Annotated in this window: 11 protein-coding genes; 4 read left to right on the plus strand and 7 right to left on the minus strand. The window is 71.5% G+C overall.

Annotation, left to right across the window (positions count from 1 at the left end):
• Positions 1-161 precede the first annotated feature (161 nt).
• Together AB0M95_RS24525 and AB0M95_RS24530 are read right to left on the minus strand one after the other, a co-directional pair.
• The gene (locus AB0M95_RS24525; RefSeq protein ID WP_363768781.1) at positions 162-9,305 is read right to left on the minus strand and encodes a fibronectin type III domain-containing protein; all 9,144 of its coding nucleotides are present in this window, start codon (positions 9,303-9,305) and stop codon (positions 162-164) included.
• Entirely contained in the window at positions 9,298-10,215 is a 918-nt protein-coding gene (locus AB0M95_RS24530) for a hypothetical protein (RefSeq protein WP_363768784.1), read from the minus strand. Before AB0M95_RS24530 ends, AB0M95_RS24525 begins: the two co-directional genes overlap by 8 nt.
• A gap of 410 nt (positions 10,216-10,625) precedes the next feature.
• Between AB0M95_RS24530 and AB0M95_RS24535 the strand changes: the two genes are divergently transcribed.
• Positions 10,626-11,288, plus strand: coding sequence for a hypothetical protein (locus tag AB0M95_RS24535; RefSeq protein ID WP_363768787.1), 663 nt, complete (start codon positions 10,626-10,628; stop codon positions 11,286-11,288).
• Between the two features lie 26 nt (positions 11,289-11,314).
• On the opposite strand, the gene AB0M95_RS24540 is transcribed toward AB0M95_RS24535, so the two are convergent.
• From AB0M95_RS24540 to AB0M95_RS24550, 3 genes are all read right to left on the minus strand, one after another.
• Positions 11,315-12,253: a hypothetical protein gene (locus AB0M95_RS24540; protein WP_363768790.1), complete on the minus strand. Its 939-nt coding sequence runs from the start codon at positions 12,251-12,253 to the stop codon at positions 11,315-11,317.
• 165 nt (positions 12,254-12,418) lie between these two features.
• Positions 12,419-13,180: an SDR family oxidoreductase gene (locus AB0M95_RS24545; protein ID WP_363768793.1), complete on the minus strand. Its 762-nt coding sequence runs from the start codon at positions 13,178-13,180 to the stop codon at positions 12,419-12,421.
• Positions 13,173-14,063, minus strand: a complete 891-nt coding sequence (locus tag AB0M95_RS24550; RefSeq protein WP_363768796.1) for an NAD(P)-dependent oxidoreductase — start codon at positions 14,061-14,063, stop codon at positions 13,173-13,175. The genes AB0M95_RS24545 and AB0M95_RS24550 overlap by 8 nt, the downstream gene beginning before the upstream one ends.
• Positions 14,064-14,330: 267 nt before the next feature.
• Between AB0M95_RS24550 and AB0M95_RS24555 the strand changes: the two genes are divergently transcribed.
• From AB0M95_RS24555 to AB0M95_RS24565, 3 genes are read left to right on the plus strand one after another with little or no spacing between them, the layout of a single operon-like run.
• Positions 14,331-14,966, plus strand: a complete 636-nt coding sequence (locus AB0M95_RS24555) for an SgcJ/EcaC family oxidoreductase (protein WP_363768799.1) — start codon at positions 14,331-14,333, stop codon at positions 14,964-14,966.
• A gap of 50 nt (positions 14,967-15,016) precedes the next feature.
• Complete coding sequence (locus tag AB0M95_RS24560; RefSeq protein ID WP_363768802.1) at positions 15,017-15,568, plus strand: SgcJ/EcaC family oxidoreductase; 552 nt, start codon at positions 15,017-15,019, stop codon at positions 15,566-15,568.
• A gap of 4 nt (positions 15,569-15,572) precedes the next feature.
• Positions 15,573-16,526 carry an NAD(P)H-binding protein gene (locus tag AB0M95_RS24565; protein ID WP_363768805.1) on the plus strand — a complete coding sequence of 318 codons (954 nt, stop codon included), beginning with the start codon at positions 15,573-15,575 and terminating at the stop codon, positions 16,524-16,526.
• Positions 16,527-16,738: 212 nt separating this feature from the next.
• Here AB0M95_RS24565 and AB0M95_RS24570 read toward each other — a convergent pair whose 3' ends face one another.
• Together AB0M95_RS24570 and AB0M95_RS24575 are read right to left on the minus strand one after the other, a co-directional pair.
• Positions 16,739-16,867 (minus strand): hypothetical protein, encoded by a 129-nt coding sequence (locus tag AB0M95_RS24570; RefSeq protein WP_363768808.1) that lies wholly within the window; start codon positions 16,865-16,867, stop codon positions 16,739-16,741.
• An 85-nt stretch (positions 16,868-16,952) separates the two neighbouring features.
• Positions 16,953-17,315, minus strand: coding sequence for a hypothetical protein (locus AB0M95_RS24575; protein WP_363768811.1), 363 nt, complete (start codon positions 17,313-17,315; stop codon positions 16,953-16,955).
• Positions 17,316-17,346 lie beyond the last annotated feature (31 nt).

The raw sequence follows: 17,346 nt of genomic DNA on the forward strand, positions 1-17,346 counted from the left end.
CCCCCACGAAATTACGTTATATCGGCCATGATCACCGGATCGCCGTGCGAATAAACCCTCGATTCATTCTTCCCCCGTCCAAAAGCGCGACGCTTCGCACAAATGGCGCGACGGTGAGCACGAACCGTCGCACCCCGGGGAAGGGGCCGCGACCGTTCATTTCACCGCGTGCTCGCGACGTAGTCGAGCGTCGCCGAATAGGTCCCGGACGGCACGAACGGAATGTCCACCTCGTAGTCGTCGCTCAACCGGTCCCCGTTGGCCGCCGACGGGCTGAGCCGTGTGTGGACGAGCACCGGGGTGTCCGGCGACAGCGGTGTGAAGGGGCCCGTGCCGCTCTCCCGGACCTTCAGGCGGGAGACGGGGATGGACGCGCCCGTGACCGCCGAGGTCAGCGCGGGCGAGGCCGGCTGGACCGTCACGCTGTACCCGGTTGGGCTGTTGGTGACGACCGTCATCGTCACCACGCCGTCACCGCGCACGGTGCTCTCCGGTAGCCCGGTCAGGGTGAAGCCGTTGGTCAGGTCGCTGAGGACGATGTTCAGCGGGATGACGAACGTCGTCGCCGTGCAGCGGGGGTCGGTGCCCCCGCTCGGGCAGTTGGCGCCCGCGGCGGCCGAGGCGACGGTGTTGACCAGACTGCCGTCACCGGTGTCCGGGCTGTGCGCGGTGACGCTGTAGTGGATGGCGGCCGACGCGCCCACACCCAGATCCCCGGTCCAGGTCACCACGGGGGCGGCGTAGGAGACGGCGCCGGTCGAGGCGGTGGCGTCGTCGTTGTACGTCGCGTCGTCCAGCACCCCGGCGAGCGAGTCGGTCAGGCTCGCGCCGGTGTAGGGCGTCTGCCCGGTGTTGACCAGGGTGATCGTGTAGCGCACGCGCGCGCCCTCCACCACGCCCGAGGTGTCGGCGGTCTTGGTGATGGTGAGCGCCGGGATGAGCACGATCACCTCGTTGGCGCAGGGCGCCCCACTGCCGCCGGGCGGGCAGGTGCTGCCCAGCGCCGTCGAGCTCACCGTGGTCACCACGTGCTTGTCGCCCAGGTCCGGGTTCCTGATCGTCACCGTGTACGTGACGACCGCGGACCGCCCGACGCCGAGGTCGCCGGTCCAGACGAGGTTCGGGCTGGTGTAGGACACCGACCCGACCGTGGCCGCCGCGTCGCCGTCGTACAGGGCGTCGGTCAGCACGCCCGCCAAGGAGCCGGCCACGCTGATCCCGGTGTAGGGCGTCTGGCCGGTGTTGGTGATCACCACCGTGTAGCCGACGGTCCCGCCCGGGGTGCTCGTCGCGGTGTCGGAGAGCACGGAGACGCTCAACTGCGGGATCAGGATGGTGACCGTCGTGAGGCAGGCCGGGTCCGTGGCCCCTGCCGGGCAGGTGTTGCCGGGCGTGGTGGAGATCAGCGAACTGGTCATCGTCGGCCCGCCCGCCGGCGGGTCGTTCACCGTCACCGACGCCGTCGCCGTCACGCTCGCCCCGGCCGCCAGCGGGCCGTGCCAGGTCACCGACCCGTCCGGGTTGAAGACCACGTTCCCAGAGGTCACGGTCGCGTCGTTGTTGTAGGTCGCGTTGCTCAGCACGCCCGCGAGCTGGAAGGTGAAGTTCGCATCGGTGTACGGGACCCGCCCGGTGTTGGTGGCCCTCGCCGTGTAGCGCACCACTCCCGTCGGCACCGTCGTGCTCACGTCCGTCGCGGTGACGATCGTGAGCACCGCGACGGGCACAGTGAGCCCGCACCGGGGGTCGGTCGAGCCCATGACGCAGTTGGCGCCCGAGGAGGTCGAGACCAGGGCGTTCACGAGGTTCCCGTCCCCGGCGCCGGGCGTCTTCACGGTCACCGAGTAGGTGACGGTCGCCGCGGCGCCGAGACCGAGCGCGCCGGTCCACGTCAGGTGGGGGCTGGTGAAGGTGACGGTGCCGGTCGTCGCGGCCGCGTCCCCTCCGTAGGTGGCGTCGTCGAGCACCCACGCCAGCGAGTCGGTCACCGTGGCCGCCGGATAGGGCGTCTGCCCGGTGTTGGTCACCGTGATCGTGTAGTGGACCGTCCCGCCCGGCGTGGTGGTGGCCGCGTCGGCGGTCTTCGCGATCGTCAGCGCCGGGGTGAGCACGCCGACGGTGGTGGTGCAGGCGGCGGCGTGGGCGGTGGGCGAGCAGGTGCTCCCCGGGGCCGCGGACGTCACCGTGTTCGCCATGACCTTGCTCCCCGGGTCCGGGTCGCGGACGGTGACCGAGTACGTGATCGTCACCGTCCCTCCGACCGGGACGTCACCGGTCCAGGTCAGGTCCGGGCTGGTGTAGGCGACCGCGCCGGTCGTCGCCGCGGCGTCGCCGTCGTAGACCGCGTCGTCCAGGACGCCGGGCAGGGGGTCGGTGAGGCTGATCCCCGTGTAGGGCGTCTGCCCGGTGTTCACGAGGCTGATCGTGTATCCGACCACCGCGCCGGGGACGGTGAGCGTCGCACTCGCGTTCTTGGTGATGGTGAGCGCGGGGATGAGCACCGGCACGCTCGCGACGCAGCGCGGGTCGGTGCCGCCGGTGGGGCAGTTGCCGCCGGGCACGTCCGCGACGGATGTGAACGAGATGACCCGGTCGCCGGTGTACGGATCGTTCACCGTGTACGACGCGGACAGCACGACCGTGCCGCCGGCCGGGACGTCGCCCGTCCACACGAGCCCGGTGGGCGAGACGGAGACGGTCCCCAACGTCGCGGTCTGGTCGCCGTTCGGGGTGGCGTCGTCCAGCAGGTCGATGTCGGTGAGGGTGACGATGATCCCCGTGTACGGCGTCTGGCCGGTGTTGGTGAACGTGGTGGTCAGCCGCACGTCGCTGCCCGGCGTCGCCGCGGACACGTTCGCGCTGTTCACCAGCGTGAGGCTGGAGACGGTCACCGTGGCGGTACAGCGAGGGTCGGTGCCTCCCGCCGCGCAGTTGGCCTGGGGCGACGTCGACGTCACGGTGTTGGCCAGGATGTCGTCGCCGCCGGGGGCGCTGTGGACGGTGACCGAGTACGTCACCGTCACCGTGCCCCCCGCCGGCACGTTGCCGGTCCAGGTGAGGACGGGCGCCGCGTAGGAGACGGTCCCGGCGGTGGCGGCCGCGTCGGAGTTGTAGGCGGCGTCGTCCAGCACGCCGGCCAGCGAGTCGGTGAACGTCGCGCCGAGGTACGGCGCCGCCGCCGAGTTCGCGACGGTCACCGTGTAGGCGACCACGCCTCCCCGCGGGGACGAGCGCGTGCCCGCGGTCTTGGTGAAGGTCAGCTGCGTGGTCGGGGTGATCGGGATGTTCAAGGAGCATCGCGGGTCACCGCTCCCGGGCGGGCAGTTGTTGCCGGTCGTGGGCGAGCTGACCGTGCTGGTCAGGAGCTGGTCGCCGACCGAGGGATTGTCCACCACGACCGTGTAGGTGATGGTGGCCGCCGCGCCGACCGCCAGGTCTCCGTTCCAGGTCACGTCCGGCGCGGTGTACCCGGCCGTGCCGGAGGTCGCCGTCACGTCGTTGCCGTAGGTCGCGTCGTCGAGGAGCCTGCTCAGGTCGTCGGCGAACGTGGCGCCGGTGTAGGGGGTCTGGCCGGTGTTGGTCACCGTGATCGTGTACGTGACGGTCTGACCGGCGACCGCGGTCGCGCGGTTCGCCGTCTTGACGATCGTGAGTGCCGGCGTGAGCACGACCACGCTCGTGGAGCAGGCCGGGTTCCCTGTGTTGGGCGGGCACGTGCTGCCGACGTCGGACGAATCAACGGCGTTGGCCATCAGCTTGCCGCCGGGGTCCGGATTCCGGACCGTCAGGCTGTAGGTGATCGTCGCGGTCGCGCCCACCGGCAGGTTCCCCGTCCAGATCAGCGTCTGGCCGACCAGGGCCACGGTGCCGGTCGAGGCGACCGCGTTCCCCGAGTAGACGGCGTCGTCCAGGATTCCGGACAGGTCGTCGTGTGTCGTCGCGGCGGTGTACGGCGTCTGCCCGGTGTTCTGGACGGTGACCGTGTACGCGACCGTCCCTCCTGGGACCTGCGTCGTGGTGTCGGCGCTCTTGGCGATGGTGAGGGCCGGGATCAGCACGTCCACCCGGGCGGTGCAGCGCGGGTCGGTGCCGCCGGAGGGGCAGTTGTTGCCGGGCGCGGACGAGACCAGCGTGCCGGTGATGACCTTGTCCCCGGTGTCCGGGTTCTTGACGGTGAGGGTGCCGGTGACGGTGACGACGCCGCCGACCGGGATGTCGCCCGTCCAGGTGATGTCGGAGGAGCCGAGCACCAGCGTCCCCGAGCTAGCCTGCTGGTCTCCGTTCGGAACGGCGTCGTCGACGGTGCCGGCGGTGCTCGCCGCGACGCGGATGCCCGTGTACGGCGTCTGCCCGGTGTTGGTGAACGTGGCGCTCAGGTGGATCACCGAGCCGGGGGTCGTGGTGGACTCCGCGTACGCCTGGGTGAGCAGCAGCCGCGACAGCCGTACCGTCGTCGTGCAGCGCGGATCGGTACCGCCGGCGGGACAGTCGCTGCCGGCGGCCGGCGCCACGACGGTGGAGGTCAGGACGCCGTCGCCGGTGTCGGGGCTGTTCACGGTGACGGTGTAGGTGATCGTGGCGGTGGCGCCGACCGCGAGGTTCCCGGTCCAGGTCAGGTTCGGCGCGGCGTAGGACACCGCGCCGCCGGTGGCGGTGGCGTCGTTGCCGTACGTCGCGTCGTCGAGCACCCCGGTGAGCACGTCGGTGACCGTCATGCCCGTGTAGGGCGTCTGGCCGGTGTTGGCCACCCTGATGGTGTAGCCGACGGTCGCGCCCTCCACGGCGGTCGTGGCCGTGGCGGTCTTGGTGACGGTCAGGCCGGGGACCAGCACGACGACCTGGTTGGAGCAGCCCGCGCCGCCTCCCCCCGGCGGGCAGGCGCTGCCCAGGGCGGCCGAGCTCACCTGGGTCACCATCAGCTTGTCACCGGGGTCGGGGTTCTTGACCGTCACGGTGTAGGTGACCACGGCGGTGGCGCCGACCGGCAGGTTCCCGGTCCAGGTCAGGTTCGGACTGGAGTACGACACCGTTCCGGAGGTGGCCGTGGCGTCGCCGGTGTGGTCGGCGTCGGTCAGCACCCCGGCGAGCGACGTGACCACGCTCGCGCCCGTGTAGGGCGTCTGGCCGGTGTTGGCGATCGTCACGGTGTAGGCGACGGTCTGCCCCGGCGTGGCCGTCGCGGTGGCGGACGCGGCGGTGACGGACAGCTGCGGGGTCAGGATCGTGACCGTGGTCGAGCAGGACGGGTCGCCCGTCCCCACCGGGCAGGTCGTGCCGGGCGTGGTGGAGGTCACGGCGGTCGTCATGGTGGGCCCGCCCGCCGGCGGGTTGTTCACCGTCACCGACGCCGTCGCCGTCACGCTCGCCCCGACGGCCAGCGGGCCGTGCCAGGTGATCGTCCCGTCCGGGTGGAATGCCAGGCTCCCCGAGGTCGCTGTCGTGTCGGAGTTGTACGTCGCGTTGACGAGCGCGCCCGACAGGTCGAAGGTGAGGTTCGCGGCGGCGTACGCCGTCTGCCCGGTGTTGGTGGCCGTCACCGTGTAGTGCACGACCCCGGTCGGGACGGTCGAGCCGACGTCCGGGGCACTGGTGATCGTGAGCCGCGGGATCAGCGCCGTCACGGACGTCGTGCAGCGCGTGTCGGCGCTCCCCGCAGGGCAGTTGCCGCCCGCCGCCGTGGACACGACGGTGTTGGTGAGGTTCCGGTCGCCCGGGTCGGGGGTCCGCACGGTCACCGAGTACGTCACCGTCGCCGATCCGCCGACCGCCAGCGTGCCGCTCCACGCCAGGGACGGGCTGGTGAAGGAGACCGTGCCCGAGGTGGCGGCGGCGTCGTTGTTGTAGGTCGCGTCGTCCAGCACCCCCGCGAGGTAATCGGAGAACGACGCGGAGGGGTACACGGCCTGGCCGCTGTTCGTCACCGTGATCGTGTACCGGACCGTGTCGCCCGGCGTCGCGGTGGGCGTGTTCGAGATCTTGGTGATCGTCAGCGCTATCAGCGAGACCGTCGTACGGCAGCGGATGTCGGTGCCGCCGGAGGGACAGTTGGCGCCGAGGGTGGTGGAGGTGACGCCGTTGGTCAGGACGCCGTCGCCCGAGCCGAGCGGCTTGAGCGTCACCGAGTAGGTGATCGTCGCCGTGGCGCCGCCGGCCAGGTTGCCGATCCAGGTCACGGTCGAGCCGCTGACGGACGCCGTCCCGGTCGTGGCGGCGACGTCGCCGTTGTAGGTGGAGTCGTCCAGGACGTTCGCCAGGGAGTCGCCGAAGGTCACCCCGGTGAACGCGGTCGTGCCGGTGTTGTTCACGGTGAGCGTGTAGTGGACGGTCGAGCCGGGAGCCGCCGTGGTCGTGTCGGTGGTCTTCGTGATGACCAGCGGGCCGGCTCCGACGACCAGGGTGACGGCCCGGGTGTCGGTCTGGTTGAAGGCGTCGGTGATGCGGACGGAGAAGGTGTACGTCCCCGCTGTCGTGGGCGTGCCCGACAGGAGGCCGGTCGACGCGTTCAAGGTGATGCCCGGCGGCAGGGCGCCCGTGCTCACCGACCAGGTGAACGGCGCGGTGCCCCCGGTGAAGGCGAGCTGGTCGCTGTAGGGGACGCCGACCTGCCCGGCGGTCGGAGCGGGGAAGGTCAGCGCGGGCGGCGACGCGACGGCCAGCGTCACCGGCCGGGTGGCGCTCTGGCTGGCTGCGTCGGTCACCATGACGGTGAAGGTGTACGTTCCCGCGGCCGTGGGCGTGCCCGACAGGAGGCCGGTCGACGCGTTCAAGGTGATGCCCGGCGGCAGGGCGCCCGTGCTCACCGACCAGGTGAACGGCGCGGTGCCCCCGGTGACCGTGAGCTGGTCGCTGTAGGCGACCCCGGCCTCTCCCGAGGGCGGCGCCGGGAAGGTCAGCGACGGCGGGGCGTTCGGGGTGACGGCGGCCGACCGCGCCGAGGCGGGGCCGGGTCCGGCGATGTTCTGCGCGGTGACGGTGAAGGTGTACGCGGTGCCGGGCGTCAGGCCGGTGACGGTCTGCGTCGTCGCCGTGCTCGAGAACGTCTGCGGCGTCTGCGCGACGTTGCCGATGTAGGGCGTCACGATGTACCCGGTGATGGGGCTGCCGCCGTTGCTCGCCGGAGCCGTCCAGGTGAGCGTCGCCGTCCCGTCCCCCGCCGTGACGGACGTGACGGCGGGCTGCCCCGGCACGGTGTAGGGCACCACGGCGTTGGACTGCGCGCCGGCCGCGCCGGTGCCGACGGCGTTCACCGCGGCGACGGTGAAGGTGTAGGACGCCCCGGCGGTCAGCCCGGTCAGGGTGCGGGTGGTGGTGGAGGCGTCGAAGGTCTGCGGCGTCTGCGCCACCCCGCCGAGGTAGGGCGTGACGATGTACTGGGTGATCGGGCTGCCGTTGCTCGCCGGGGCCGTCCAGGTCACGGTGGCGCTGGTGACACCGGCGGTGGCCGTGGGCGCGGCCGGGACCGCGGGCGTGCTGGTGTAGGAGTAGGACGCCGCACCGGCGACGCCGTGGGTCACGACCGTCACGGTGACCGCGTCGGGCGAGGACCGCGCGGGCATGGAGTTGATGGTCAACGTGCCGTTGGCGTTGGCGGTGAAGCATCCGGTCGTCACGCCGGAGGCGCAGGGCGGCAGCACGACCGGTGTGCCGGCCCTCTGCTGGGCGGTGGTGCCGATCTCGATCGCGGTCGCCCCGGTCAGGTTGCTCCCGCCGACCGTCACCGCGTTGCCCCCCGAGACCGTGCCGGAGGTGCTGCTGAGGGTGACCCCCGACGGCGTCGCCGGCAACGTCCCCGCCGTGGTGGTCGTCGCGATGGCCGGGTTCGCGTCGTTGGACGAGGCCGTGGCCGTCGAGGACCCCTGGATGAGGACGGGCGTGACGCCGCTGCCCGTCACGATGCCGACGACCTCCAGCGTGGGCAGGGCCGTCCCGGCCGCGAAGGGCGTGTTGCCGTTGGCACAAGTGATCTTCTGCCCGGACGGCGCCTGGCATACCCAGCCGGTGCCGAACGCCCCGACCGGGACCACGCCGGCGGGCAGCGTCTCGGTGATCGAGATGGGGCTGGTCTCGGTCGCACCCGCGCTGTCGACGCTCGCGACCACCGTGTAGTTCACCGGGTCGCCCGGCTGCGGGGATGTGCCGTTGTAGCTCGTCTGGGTGACGTTCAGATCGGGGACGGGGTTGAAGCTGACCACGTTCACGTTGTCGATCTCGTGGAAGTCGGTCAGCGAGCCGGTGGACCCCACCCAGCCGAACGCGAGCTGGCGGGGGATGCCGCTGGAGTTCAGCCAGGTCGACGACGGGTACAGCGTCGAGGACACCGTGGGCAGCGTGCCCTGAAAGGTCCTGGCCGTCCCGCCGATCGGCGTGAACACCACCTTGTACGTGCCGGCGGCGACCGCGATGCCCGAGGCGGTGGTGAAGTTCGTCGCGGTCGGGTTGATGGCGACCTCGACCGGAACCGCCGCCCCCGAGCGGGAGCTCCCGCTCGACCGCAGGGTGAGCGCCGAGGACGACGTGTTCGTGGCGGTGCTGTTGATCGCGCAGTAGCCGGCCAGTCCGGCCCCTGGGCCGCGGACGACGACCTGGCCGGGCACCCGGCCCCCGGTCGTGCTGATGTACGCCGGGTCGGTGCAGCCGGTGCCCTCGTAAACACTGTTGCTGAAGTTGCCGAACACGTCGAAGCCGATGCCGAGGTAGGCGTTGGCCAGGCCCACGTTGCTGCCGGTGCGCGCCGGGCTGTACCCGAGCGCGCCGCCGGGCTGGCCGATGTTCGCCGGGGACAGGGGGTTCGCGGGGTCGACGGCCGCGGCCACGAAGGCGATGCCGTCCGCCCCCGTGCCGCCGTACTGGTACAGGTTGAACGTCACGTCCAGGCCCTCGGACGTGGGGACGCTGGTCGCGCCGAACAGGCCGCCCTCCAGGAAGGTGGTCGTGCTGGTGAGACGGAGCGCGCCGGACCCGGCGGCGTCGGTGTTGGCCGTGCAACTGCGCAGGCCCGTGGTCGCGGTGCTGCCCCGCGCGGTCAGGCAGGCGGCGTTCGACCCAGACGAGCCGCTGGGCAGCGCCGGCAGGCTGATGGGGTAGTTCGAGTCGATCGAATTGTCCTTGAATGTCTGGGCGAACAGCGTGCTGCCCGCGGCGTTCGCGGGTACGGCGGTCAGCCCGTTCACGGGACCGGTCAGCACGGAACCGAGCAGGCCCGCCAGCGCGACGCGCGCGACGCCGCGGCGCACGCGCGGCGTCCACCTCGCCCGGACGAGGCGAGGAGCCGGCCCACCGGCGAGGACGCGGTTCCTCCTAGTCACGATGCCCCTCCTCGGTCGCATGGAGAGCCGCGGCGGCCGCGAGCACCTTCGCCCGGTAACGACGTCGCACGAACCAGCCGGTCGTCAGGGCCACGAAGACCACGGAGACCAGGAGCGCCAGCAGGTCCAGGGGGAAGACGATGATCCTGACGGTGGCGGTGCGGCTGACGCCGACGGGAGCGGGGACGGACACGGTCGCGTGGCAGACGCACATCAGCGGCGGGTTCCACTGCGCCGTCACCTGGCGGGTCGCGCCGCGCAGCACCGTGAACTCGGGAAAGGCCACCGTGTCGCCGCCGACCTCCACACGCAGACGCTGCGGACCCCGGAAGTCGCGGTGCACGGTGCCAAGGTCACTGATCTTCGTGGTGATCGGCACGGGGCCGCGCGTGACGAACCCGGGCGCGTCGAGGCTCGCGACCTCGGCCGTCCGGTCGACGGTGCCGGGCACGGTGATGAACACCGGCGCGGCGATGGCCCGGTTGATCCTGATGTTCTGGGCGTCGCGGCCGACGGGCACCCGGAAGAGTACCGCGAGGTGGTGGTCACCCGGTTCGGGGTCGTGGGGCACCGCGACGCGGACGGTCACCGTGCGGGTCGTCCCGGGCGCCATCGTGAACCTGGCCGGCTCCACGCTCACCCAGGAGGCCGCGGCGAAGGGAGTCCTGGCGCTGAAGTTCATCGCGCCGTTCGCATCCATGGTGAAGTCGGCCCGGACGACGGTCACCTTGAAAGGGGCGGCCCCGCGGTTGGACACCCGGAAGCGCTGGGTGACGGCACGCGCGCCGGCCGGGACCACCAGGCGGGTCGGGCTGACCTGCATCGAGAAGTCGGGCGTGGGCCTGGCCTGCGCCAGGACGGGCGGGCATGACGCCCAGACCAGGCACAGGGCGCCCAGTGCACCGCTCATTCGTCTGCCGAGGCGGCGGGGTGCGGCGCCGTTCACCGGGACGCCCATCCGAATACGACCAGTTGCATGCGCGTAACCCTCGCCACCCACAGTGATCATTTGCACACAGTGTCCGAATGGTCACTCAGAGTGTCAAGAATGATCGCCCGAAGAACTGACGTGTCCTCCGGGAAATCATCCAAGGGCCGGAGAAGCCACCTATAAATGCCCCTTTAACAGTCACGCGCTCGCATGTCCGTGCACACCATCCCCTTCGCGCTGGTAATCAAATCTACGTCCAGAAAAGGCGGAGAGATGCCGGGAGATGGGCGTTCGCCGCGATGAACACAGCGGCCAAAGGGGTAAAAACCCAGAAGAGCAAAGATATCAAGGCAATGGCCAATTAACCATTACCGGGGATATTTGGGGGAATGATGGGTAGACGTTCCACGCCGCTGCTGCTCGGCGCCGAGCCGGCGATCGCGCTGGCCTTCTGCGCCGCCCTGGCGACACCGGCCGCCGCGCCCATCACACCCACCACGGCCGAGCCCGCGCCGGAACGGACCAACTCCTCGTCCACCGAGGTGTCGGTGCGCGTGCTTCCGCCGAAGGACGGCGGCACGCGCCCGCCGGGCGGCGATCCGAGCACCCCGCTCGAACCCAAGGGCAGGCCGGCCGCGCCCGCGGAACCGGCCGGCGTCGTGGCCGTGGAGGTACCGGCCGCGTCCGGCGAGTCCGGGCGCGGGGTCACCGTATCCGGGGGCGAGGTCGTGGAGTACACCGAAGGCGCGACCGGGGGCGGCGGGCAACACGCGGATGTGGACAAGGGCGCCGGTCCGGGCGGGGCGGACCATCCCGGCGGCGTCTCCCCCGGCGGCACGGCACCCGTCCAGCCGGCCGCCCCTGCCCAGCGTGGCGCCCCTGCCCAGCGTGGCGCCCCTGCCCAGCCGGGCGCGCCCACCCCGGGCGAACTGCCGTTCACGGGCGCCGACCCGCGAACACTCGCCGTCACCCTGGGAACCGGCGCCGCCGCCGTCGTCCTCGGCGCGCTCCTCGTCCACCTGGCCACCCGCCGCAGAAGACCCGAGGCCTGAAAGACGCCCTCCGGCACGCAACCTTCTCAACCCATCGAGCCGCCTCGATGATGCCGGGGGCCGGTGCCCCTCCGGGCGAGCCCTCCGGCGACGGCCAGCAGGATGAGCAGTAGGCCGACCGTCACAAAGACCCGCCCGTCTGGCCCCGCGTCCCCGCCGCCGCCCGTCCCGGCCCCGCCCCGCGGGGTCTTGGTCACCTTGCCGTTCGTCCCCGCGCCCCCGGCCTGATCGCCGTCGTCCGCCTCGGCCGGGGTGTCGGATGGCGTGCTCGTCGGCGTGGCGGAGGGCGTCGTGGTGGGAGTGGCGCTCGGCGTGGGGCTCGGCGAGGGACTGCCGGAGCCGCCCGCTTCGCCGACCTTCAGCGTGTAGGTGGTGAGAGCACTCTTGTTCGCCACATCGCAGTTGATCGTGGGGTCATTCTCGGCCGGTCCGAAGTTGAGGCCGCCGGGTCTCACCGTCCCCGTGTCCGCGTGGGACGCTGTCGTCTTCACCTCGACCGTGGACGTTGGCAGCGGTATCTCCTGCCCCGGTCCCACAGGGCTGAGATCGCCCACCCCCGTTGCGGAGGTCAGTCCGTCGAAACCGCTGATCCCCACGTGGGCGTACAGGGCGGTGCCGATTTGGAGACCTCCGGCGGGAGCCTTCACGCCGGTGCCGACGTAGGTCCCCTGCCAGCCGATGGTCAGTTGCCGCCCGGGGACGGCGCCGGTCGGCATCGTCAGCACGACCTGGACCTTGACGCTCTGGGGCTCGTCCACGCCGTCGGTCTTGCAGGTGTACTCGACGACGTTGGTCGCGACGGTCACGGTTCGCGCCGGTGCCGCGGACGCCGGACTCACGCCGGTCAGCACCCCGAGGGCGGCGGCCAGGCCGAAGGCGGAGATCCTGTGCGCGATGCGCCGCGCCGTGCGATCGAACGCTGGGCGATCGAAGCCTGTGTGATCGAAGCCTGTGTGATCGAGCACTGTCCTTCTCCGTGTCCGCGCCGGCGACCGGCTCGCCGGGCGCACCAGGATTCCAGGCCACGGTCACGGATTGATGGCGATTCGTCACTGTTTCAGGCGTGTCCGGGCCGCCCCGGCTCAGGGGCGGCCCGGAGGTGCGAGGATCACCCCCGCGCGGTCACCCCCCTACCACGGGACCGGGCCCTCGCCGCCGAAGCAGCACCCTGTGGGGCCGTCGGCGGGGAGGGTGGCGAGGTGGACGGCGATCGCGGCGCCGTCGGCGGCGGTGCGGGTGAGGCCGGGAACGTCCCTGGTGAAAGCGGTCGCGCACGGCCCCGGGTCCGCCGCGTTGACCAGGATTCCGTGCGGGCGCAGCTCCCGGGCGTACTGCACGGTCAGCGAGTTGAGCGCGGTCTTGGACGGGATGTAGGCGACCGAGGCGGGCCGCCCGGCGAACGGCCCGGCGGGGTCGCTCATCAGCGTCAGCGAGCCGAGGCCGCTGGTGACGTTGACGACGCGCCCCGCCGGCGACCGCGTCAGCAGCGGGATCATCGCGCTGGTCACGCTGACCACGCCGAAGACGTTGGTCTCGAAAACGTCCCTGACCACGTCCAGCTCGGCGGTCTCCGGGGCCTGCCCGGCGCGGTCGCCGAGAATGCCGGCGTTGTTGACCAGGACGTCCAGCACGCCGAAGTGGCCGTCCACGTACTGCGCCGCGGCCTTCACGGACGTGCCGTCGGTGACGTCGAGCTGGATCGCCCGCACGTCGCCGCCGGCGGACCGCAGGGCGTGCGCCGCCTCCTCGCCCCGGCGCGGGTCGCGCGCGCCGAGCAGCACGGTCATGCCGCGTGCCGCGAGCCCGGCCACGATCTCGCGTCCGATTCCCTGGTTCGCCCCGGTGACCAGCGCCGTCACCGGACGGGCCGCCGGACGGCGGCGCTCAGGCATGGACGGCGAGTCCCGGGCGGGGGCCGCGGCCGGCGCGGACCAGCTCGACGATGGCCGCGATGTCGGCCTCGGCGGACGTGTGCCGCGCCGCCTCCTCGTAGCGCCGCTCGACGAGCCGCGCGATGGGCAGCGGCAGGCCGTTCGCCTCCGCGACCTCGGCGACGAGCCGTACGTCCTTGGCGCCGAGACGGGTGCTGAACCAGCCGTGGTGGTCGCCGCCGATGGTGTCGTCGATCCGGTTGAACAGGCTGGGCGGGACGGTGGGCCACTTGTGGAGGGCCTCGCGCAGCAGGCCGGTGTCGAGGCCGGCGGCCTCGGCCGTGGCCACGACCTCGGCCATCACGGCCATGGCGGAGATCAGGAGGTAGTTGTTGAGGAGCTTGAAGGTGGTGGCGGCGCCTGGGTCCTCGCCGCAGTACTGCGTACCGCAGAACAGGCCGGACCAGACGGGCTCCAGCCGGTCGGCCAGGCGCCGGTCGCCCGCGACCAGGCATGTGGCCTTGCCGTGGCCGATGGTCTGCGGGGCTCCGATGATGGGGGCGGCCAGGAACCGGCCGCCGGGGACCATGTCCCTGACCGCGCGGGAGGTGCGCGGGGAGACGGTGCTCATGTCGGCCAGGATGGGGGCGTCCTCGCCGGATCCCATCTCGCTGAGCCGTGCGGTCACCTCCATGACGGCCGCGTCGTCTGCGAGGGACATGAGCACCGCGTCGGCGCCCTTGGCGGCGTCCTCCGGCGTGGAGGCCTCGGACGCGCCGGCCTCGACCACCTGAGCGGCCTTGCCCTGCGTCCGGTTCCATATGGTTACGTTGAGTTCGTGGTCGAGCAGCCGCAGTGCCACGGCTCGCCCCATGTTCCCCATTCCAAGTACGGCTATGTGCATATGTCACTCCCCCTCGCCCGGCATCCTTCCCGCGCCCCCCGGGGAGCAATCAGGGGAGAATCACAAGCGAAGTGCCAAAACCGGCATTCCTGGGCATACCTACAGGGAAGCCGCAGGAGAATCAGAAGAAATCGCCCACGCGCCCGCCACGAACCCCGCCTGTACGCATAGGTTGCCGAGTCATAACCGGGCGCGTGATCGTTTCAACGATCGATAAGGGGAATCGCCTATACGTTCGCTCCAGGTGCACATCGAACGGGGGCATGCATGGACATTCGTCGATACACCAGGAGAACGATCCGCCTGGCCGTCGTCGGCGGGCTCGGCGCCACGCTCATGACGGGCCCGCGGCCGGTCGGCGCCTCGACGCCATCGCACACCACGACCGCCGCCGCGCGAACACCGGCCACCGCCGCCGATTCGGACCTCGCCGCCCTGAGACACATCTGGGAGCGTCAGGCGGAGGCCTGGGCCCGGGGAGACGCGCTCGCGTACTCCAGCATCTACACCCCGGACGCCGATCTCGTGAACATCAAAGGCGAGCATCTGCACAACCGCCATGTCATCGCCGCCCGAATCCAGCACTACTTCAACGGCGACCTGAAGAACACGCACATCTTGCGGATCGACGAGCGGGTCCGGCTCATCTCGCCCACCATGGCGATCATCGTGCGCAAGGACTGCGTCCTGTACGGCGCCGAGAAGGCCTGCCGGCCCGACAACCTCTCGATCAACACCAGCGTCGCCGTCAAGGACGCCGGCCAGTGGCTCATCACGTCCTTCCACAACACCCTCGTCCAGGCACTCGACCAGGCGCACCGGCCGTTCCGCGGCATCGTCCCGGCCACCTGGGAACAGCCGCCGACGCTTTCCGGCGAGGCCGCGAGCGGGTCCACCCCATGACACACCACATCACCGCATCATCACCGCATCGATCTCGGACGGGGGCACAGATGGGCATCCATACGTACGCGAGGGGACCGATCCGCCTGGTTCTCATGGGCGGGCTCGGGCTGGCGCTGACCGGCGCGGTCACGCCGGCGCAGGCCGCGACCGGCGACGGCCGGGCGGCGCCGGCCCTCTCCCCCATGATGCCGGGCACGACCGATCCCGACCTCACCGCCCTCGCGCAGCTCTGGCATCGCCAGGCGGAGGCCTGGGCGCGGGGGGACGGGCACGCGTACGGCGCGACGTACACGCCGGATGCCGACTTCGTCAACGTCACCGGCGAGCACATCCACACGGGCCGCGAGATCGGCGTGCGGTTCCAGCGGTATCTCGGCGCGCAGCTCAAGGACAGCCGCATCATCACGCTGGAAGAGAAGGTCCAGATGCTGTCCCCCACGCTGGCCTACATCATCCGCAAGGGGTGCGTGTTCTTCCGCAAGGAGACGAGCTGCCACCCGAACACGACCTCGTGGAACACCAGCCTCGTGGTCAAGACCGGCGGCCAGTGGCTGGTCCGCTCCTTCCACAACACCCTCGTCAAACCACCGCAGAAGTAACGCCATGGCCGACGACCGGCCGATCCTGGTGACCGGCGCCGCGGGCGGGGTCGGCGCGGTGGGCCGTACGGTGGTCGAGGCGCTCCGGCGGGACTCCCTGCCCGTGCGGGCCCTCGTCCACCGGGAGGACGAACGGGCGGAGGCGCTGAGGGCCACGGGCGCGCAGGTCGTGGTGGGCGACCTCGCCCGCGCGCCCGACGTCGCCCGGGCGGTGGACGGCTGCCGCCGCATGTACTTCGGCATGAGCGTCTCCGCGCGTTACCTGGAGGCGGCGCTCACGACCGCGGTGGTGGCACGCCGGTACGGTGAGCTGGACGCGTTCGTGAACATGTCCCAGATGACCGTCTCGCAGATGGACCTGACCAGCGTCCAGGAATCGGCGCAGCAGCGGCACCACTGGCTCGCCGAGCAGGCGCTCGACTGGTCGGGCCTGCCGGTCGTGCACGTCAGGCCCACCGTGTTCATGGAGAACCCTCTGTTCACGTCCTTCGCCGACGCCTCGATCGCGCGGGACGGGACGATCCGGCTGCCGTTCGGCACGGGCCGCACCTCCCCCGTCGCGGCCGGGGACGTCGCCGAGGCCGTCGCCGCGATCCTGCGCGACCCCGCCCCGCACGTCGGCAAGGTGTACGAGCTGACCGGCCCGCGCTCGCGCGACCTGCACGAGCTGGCCGGGGAGTACGCACGCGCGCTCGGCCGTCCGGTGTCCTACGTCGATGTGCCGCTCGAGCCGTGGATCGAACACGAACTGCGCGGCCTCGGCCCGCCCCCGCACCTGTTCGACCATCTCGCCACGATGGCGCGCCTGCACGCCGCGAACCGCTACGACCGCGTCACCGGCGACGTCGAGCTCCTCACCGGCAGACCGCCGTCCGACCTGCGGGAATTCGTTGAGACCCATCCCGATCTCTTCCCGGCGACCCGGCGGCGCACCCTCCGAGCGAAGTACATCAGGTGACGTGAGACACCACCATGCACGAGGAACCGACCGTACCCCGAACCCCTTCTCCGGCTCCGGCCCCCTGGACGGCTCCGCTGAAAGGCCCGTGCCGCCGCTCGTTGACGCGTCCGTACCGCAACCCCGTGCGGCCACCCGCGCGGGCGGCTAGGTGGAGGGCCTTGAGCAGCAACCGAACGGCCAGTGGCGTTAGCGAACCGTCGGGGCTCGGGTTATCGCCACAGGCCGTTCCGATGCGGGTCTGCGGCGTACGCCTGGTGGCTGGCCGAACTGGCCTGGATGTCGGCGTCGGCCAGGTCCTCAACGCCGTCGGGGCAGGCCTCCATTACGGCGGCCAGCACGTCTGCCCGGGTGACGACCTTGGCATGCGCGGTCAGCCATCGGGCAATTGGTCCGGCTGCGGCTGCCGTTCCAGAAGCCGTGCTCTCAGAACATGCTGGCCCAGACGACCTTTCCATCCCTGATGACGAGGTTGACGCGCTTGGGCCGGAGGTCGTCGTCGCGGTCGTTGCACTTTCCGTCCACACCGAGGACGCGGACTTCGTGGCCGGCGGCCTTCTCGGCCTTGGCGACGGCGTCCTCGGACCGTCCGACGAGGTCGTCTCGGGAGCGGCTTCGGGCGGAGGGCTCCGGAACGCAGGGCTCGCCCGCTCCTGCCTGGGCTGGTCCCGTCGGGGAGCCGGCCCGTGGCGGGCCGCTCGTGCGCTGGGGCTCCGGATCCGGCCCGGTCCCGCTGCACGCGGCGAGAAGACCGACAACGAGCAGAACGAGCGCGGTGAAACGTGCCATCACTACCTCGATTCCCGTGAACGTCGACGAG

This window comes from Sphaerisporangium sp. NPDC051017 (assembly GCF_040683095.1).
GTDB lineage: Bacteria > Actinomycetota > Actinomycetes > Streptosporangiales > Streptosporangiaceae > Sphaerisporangium.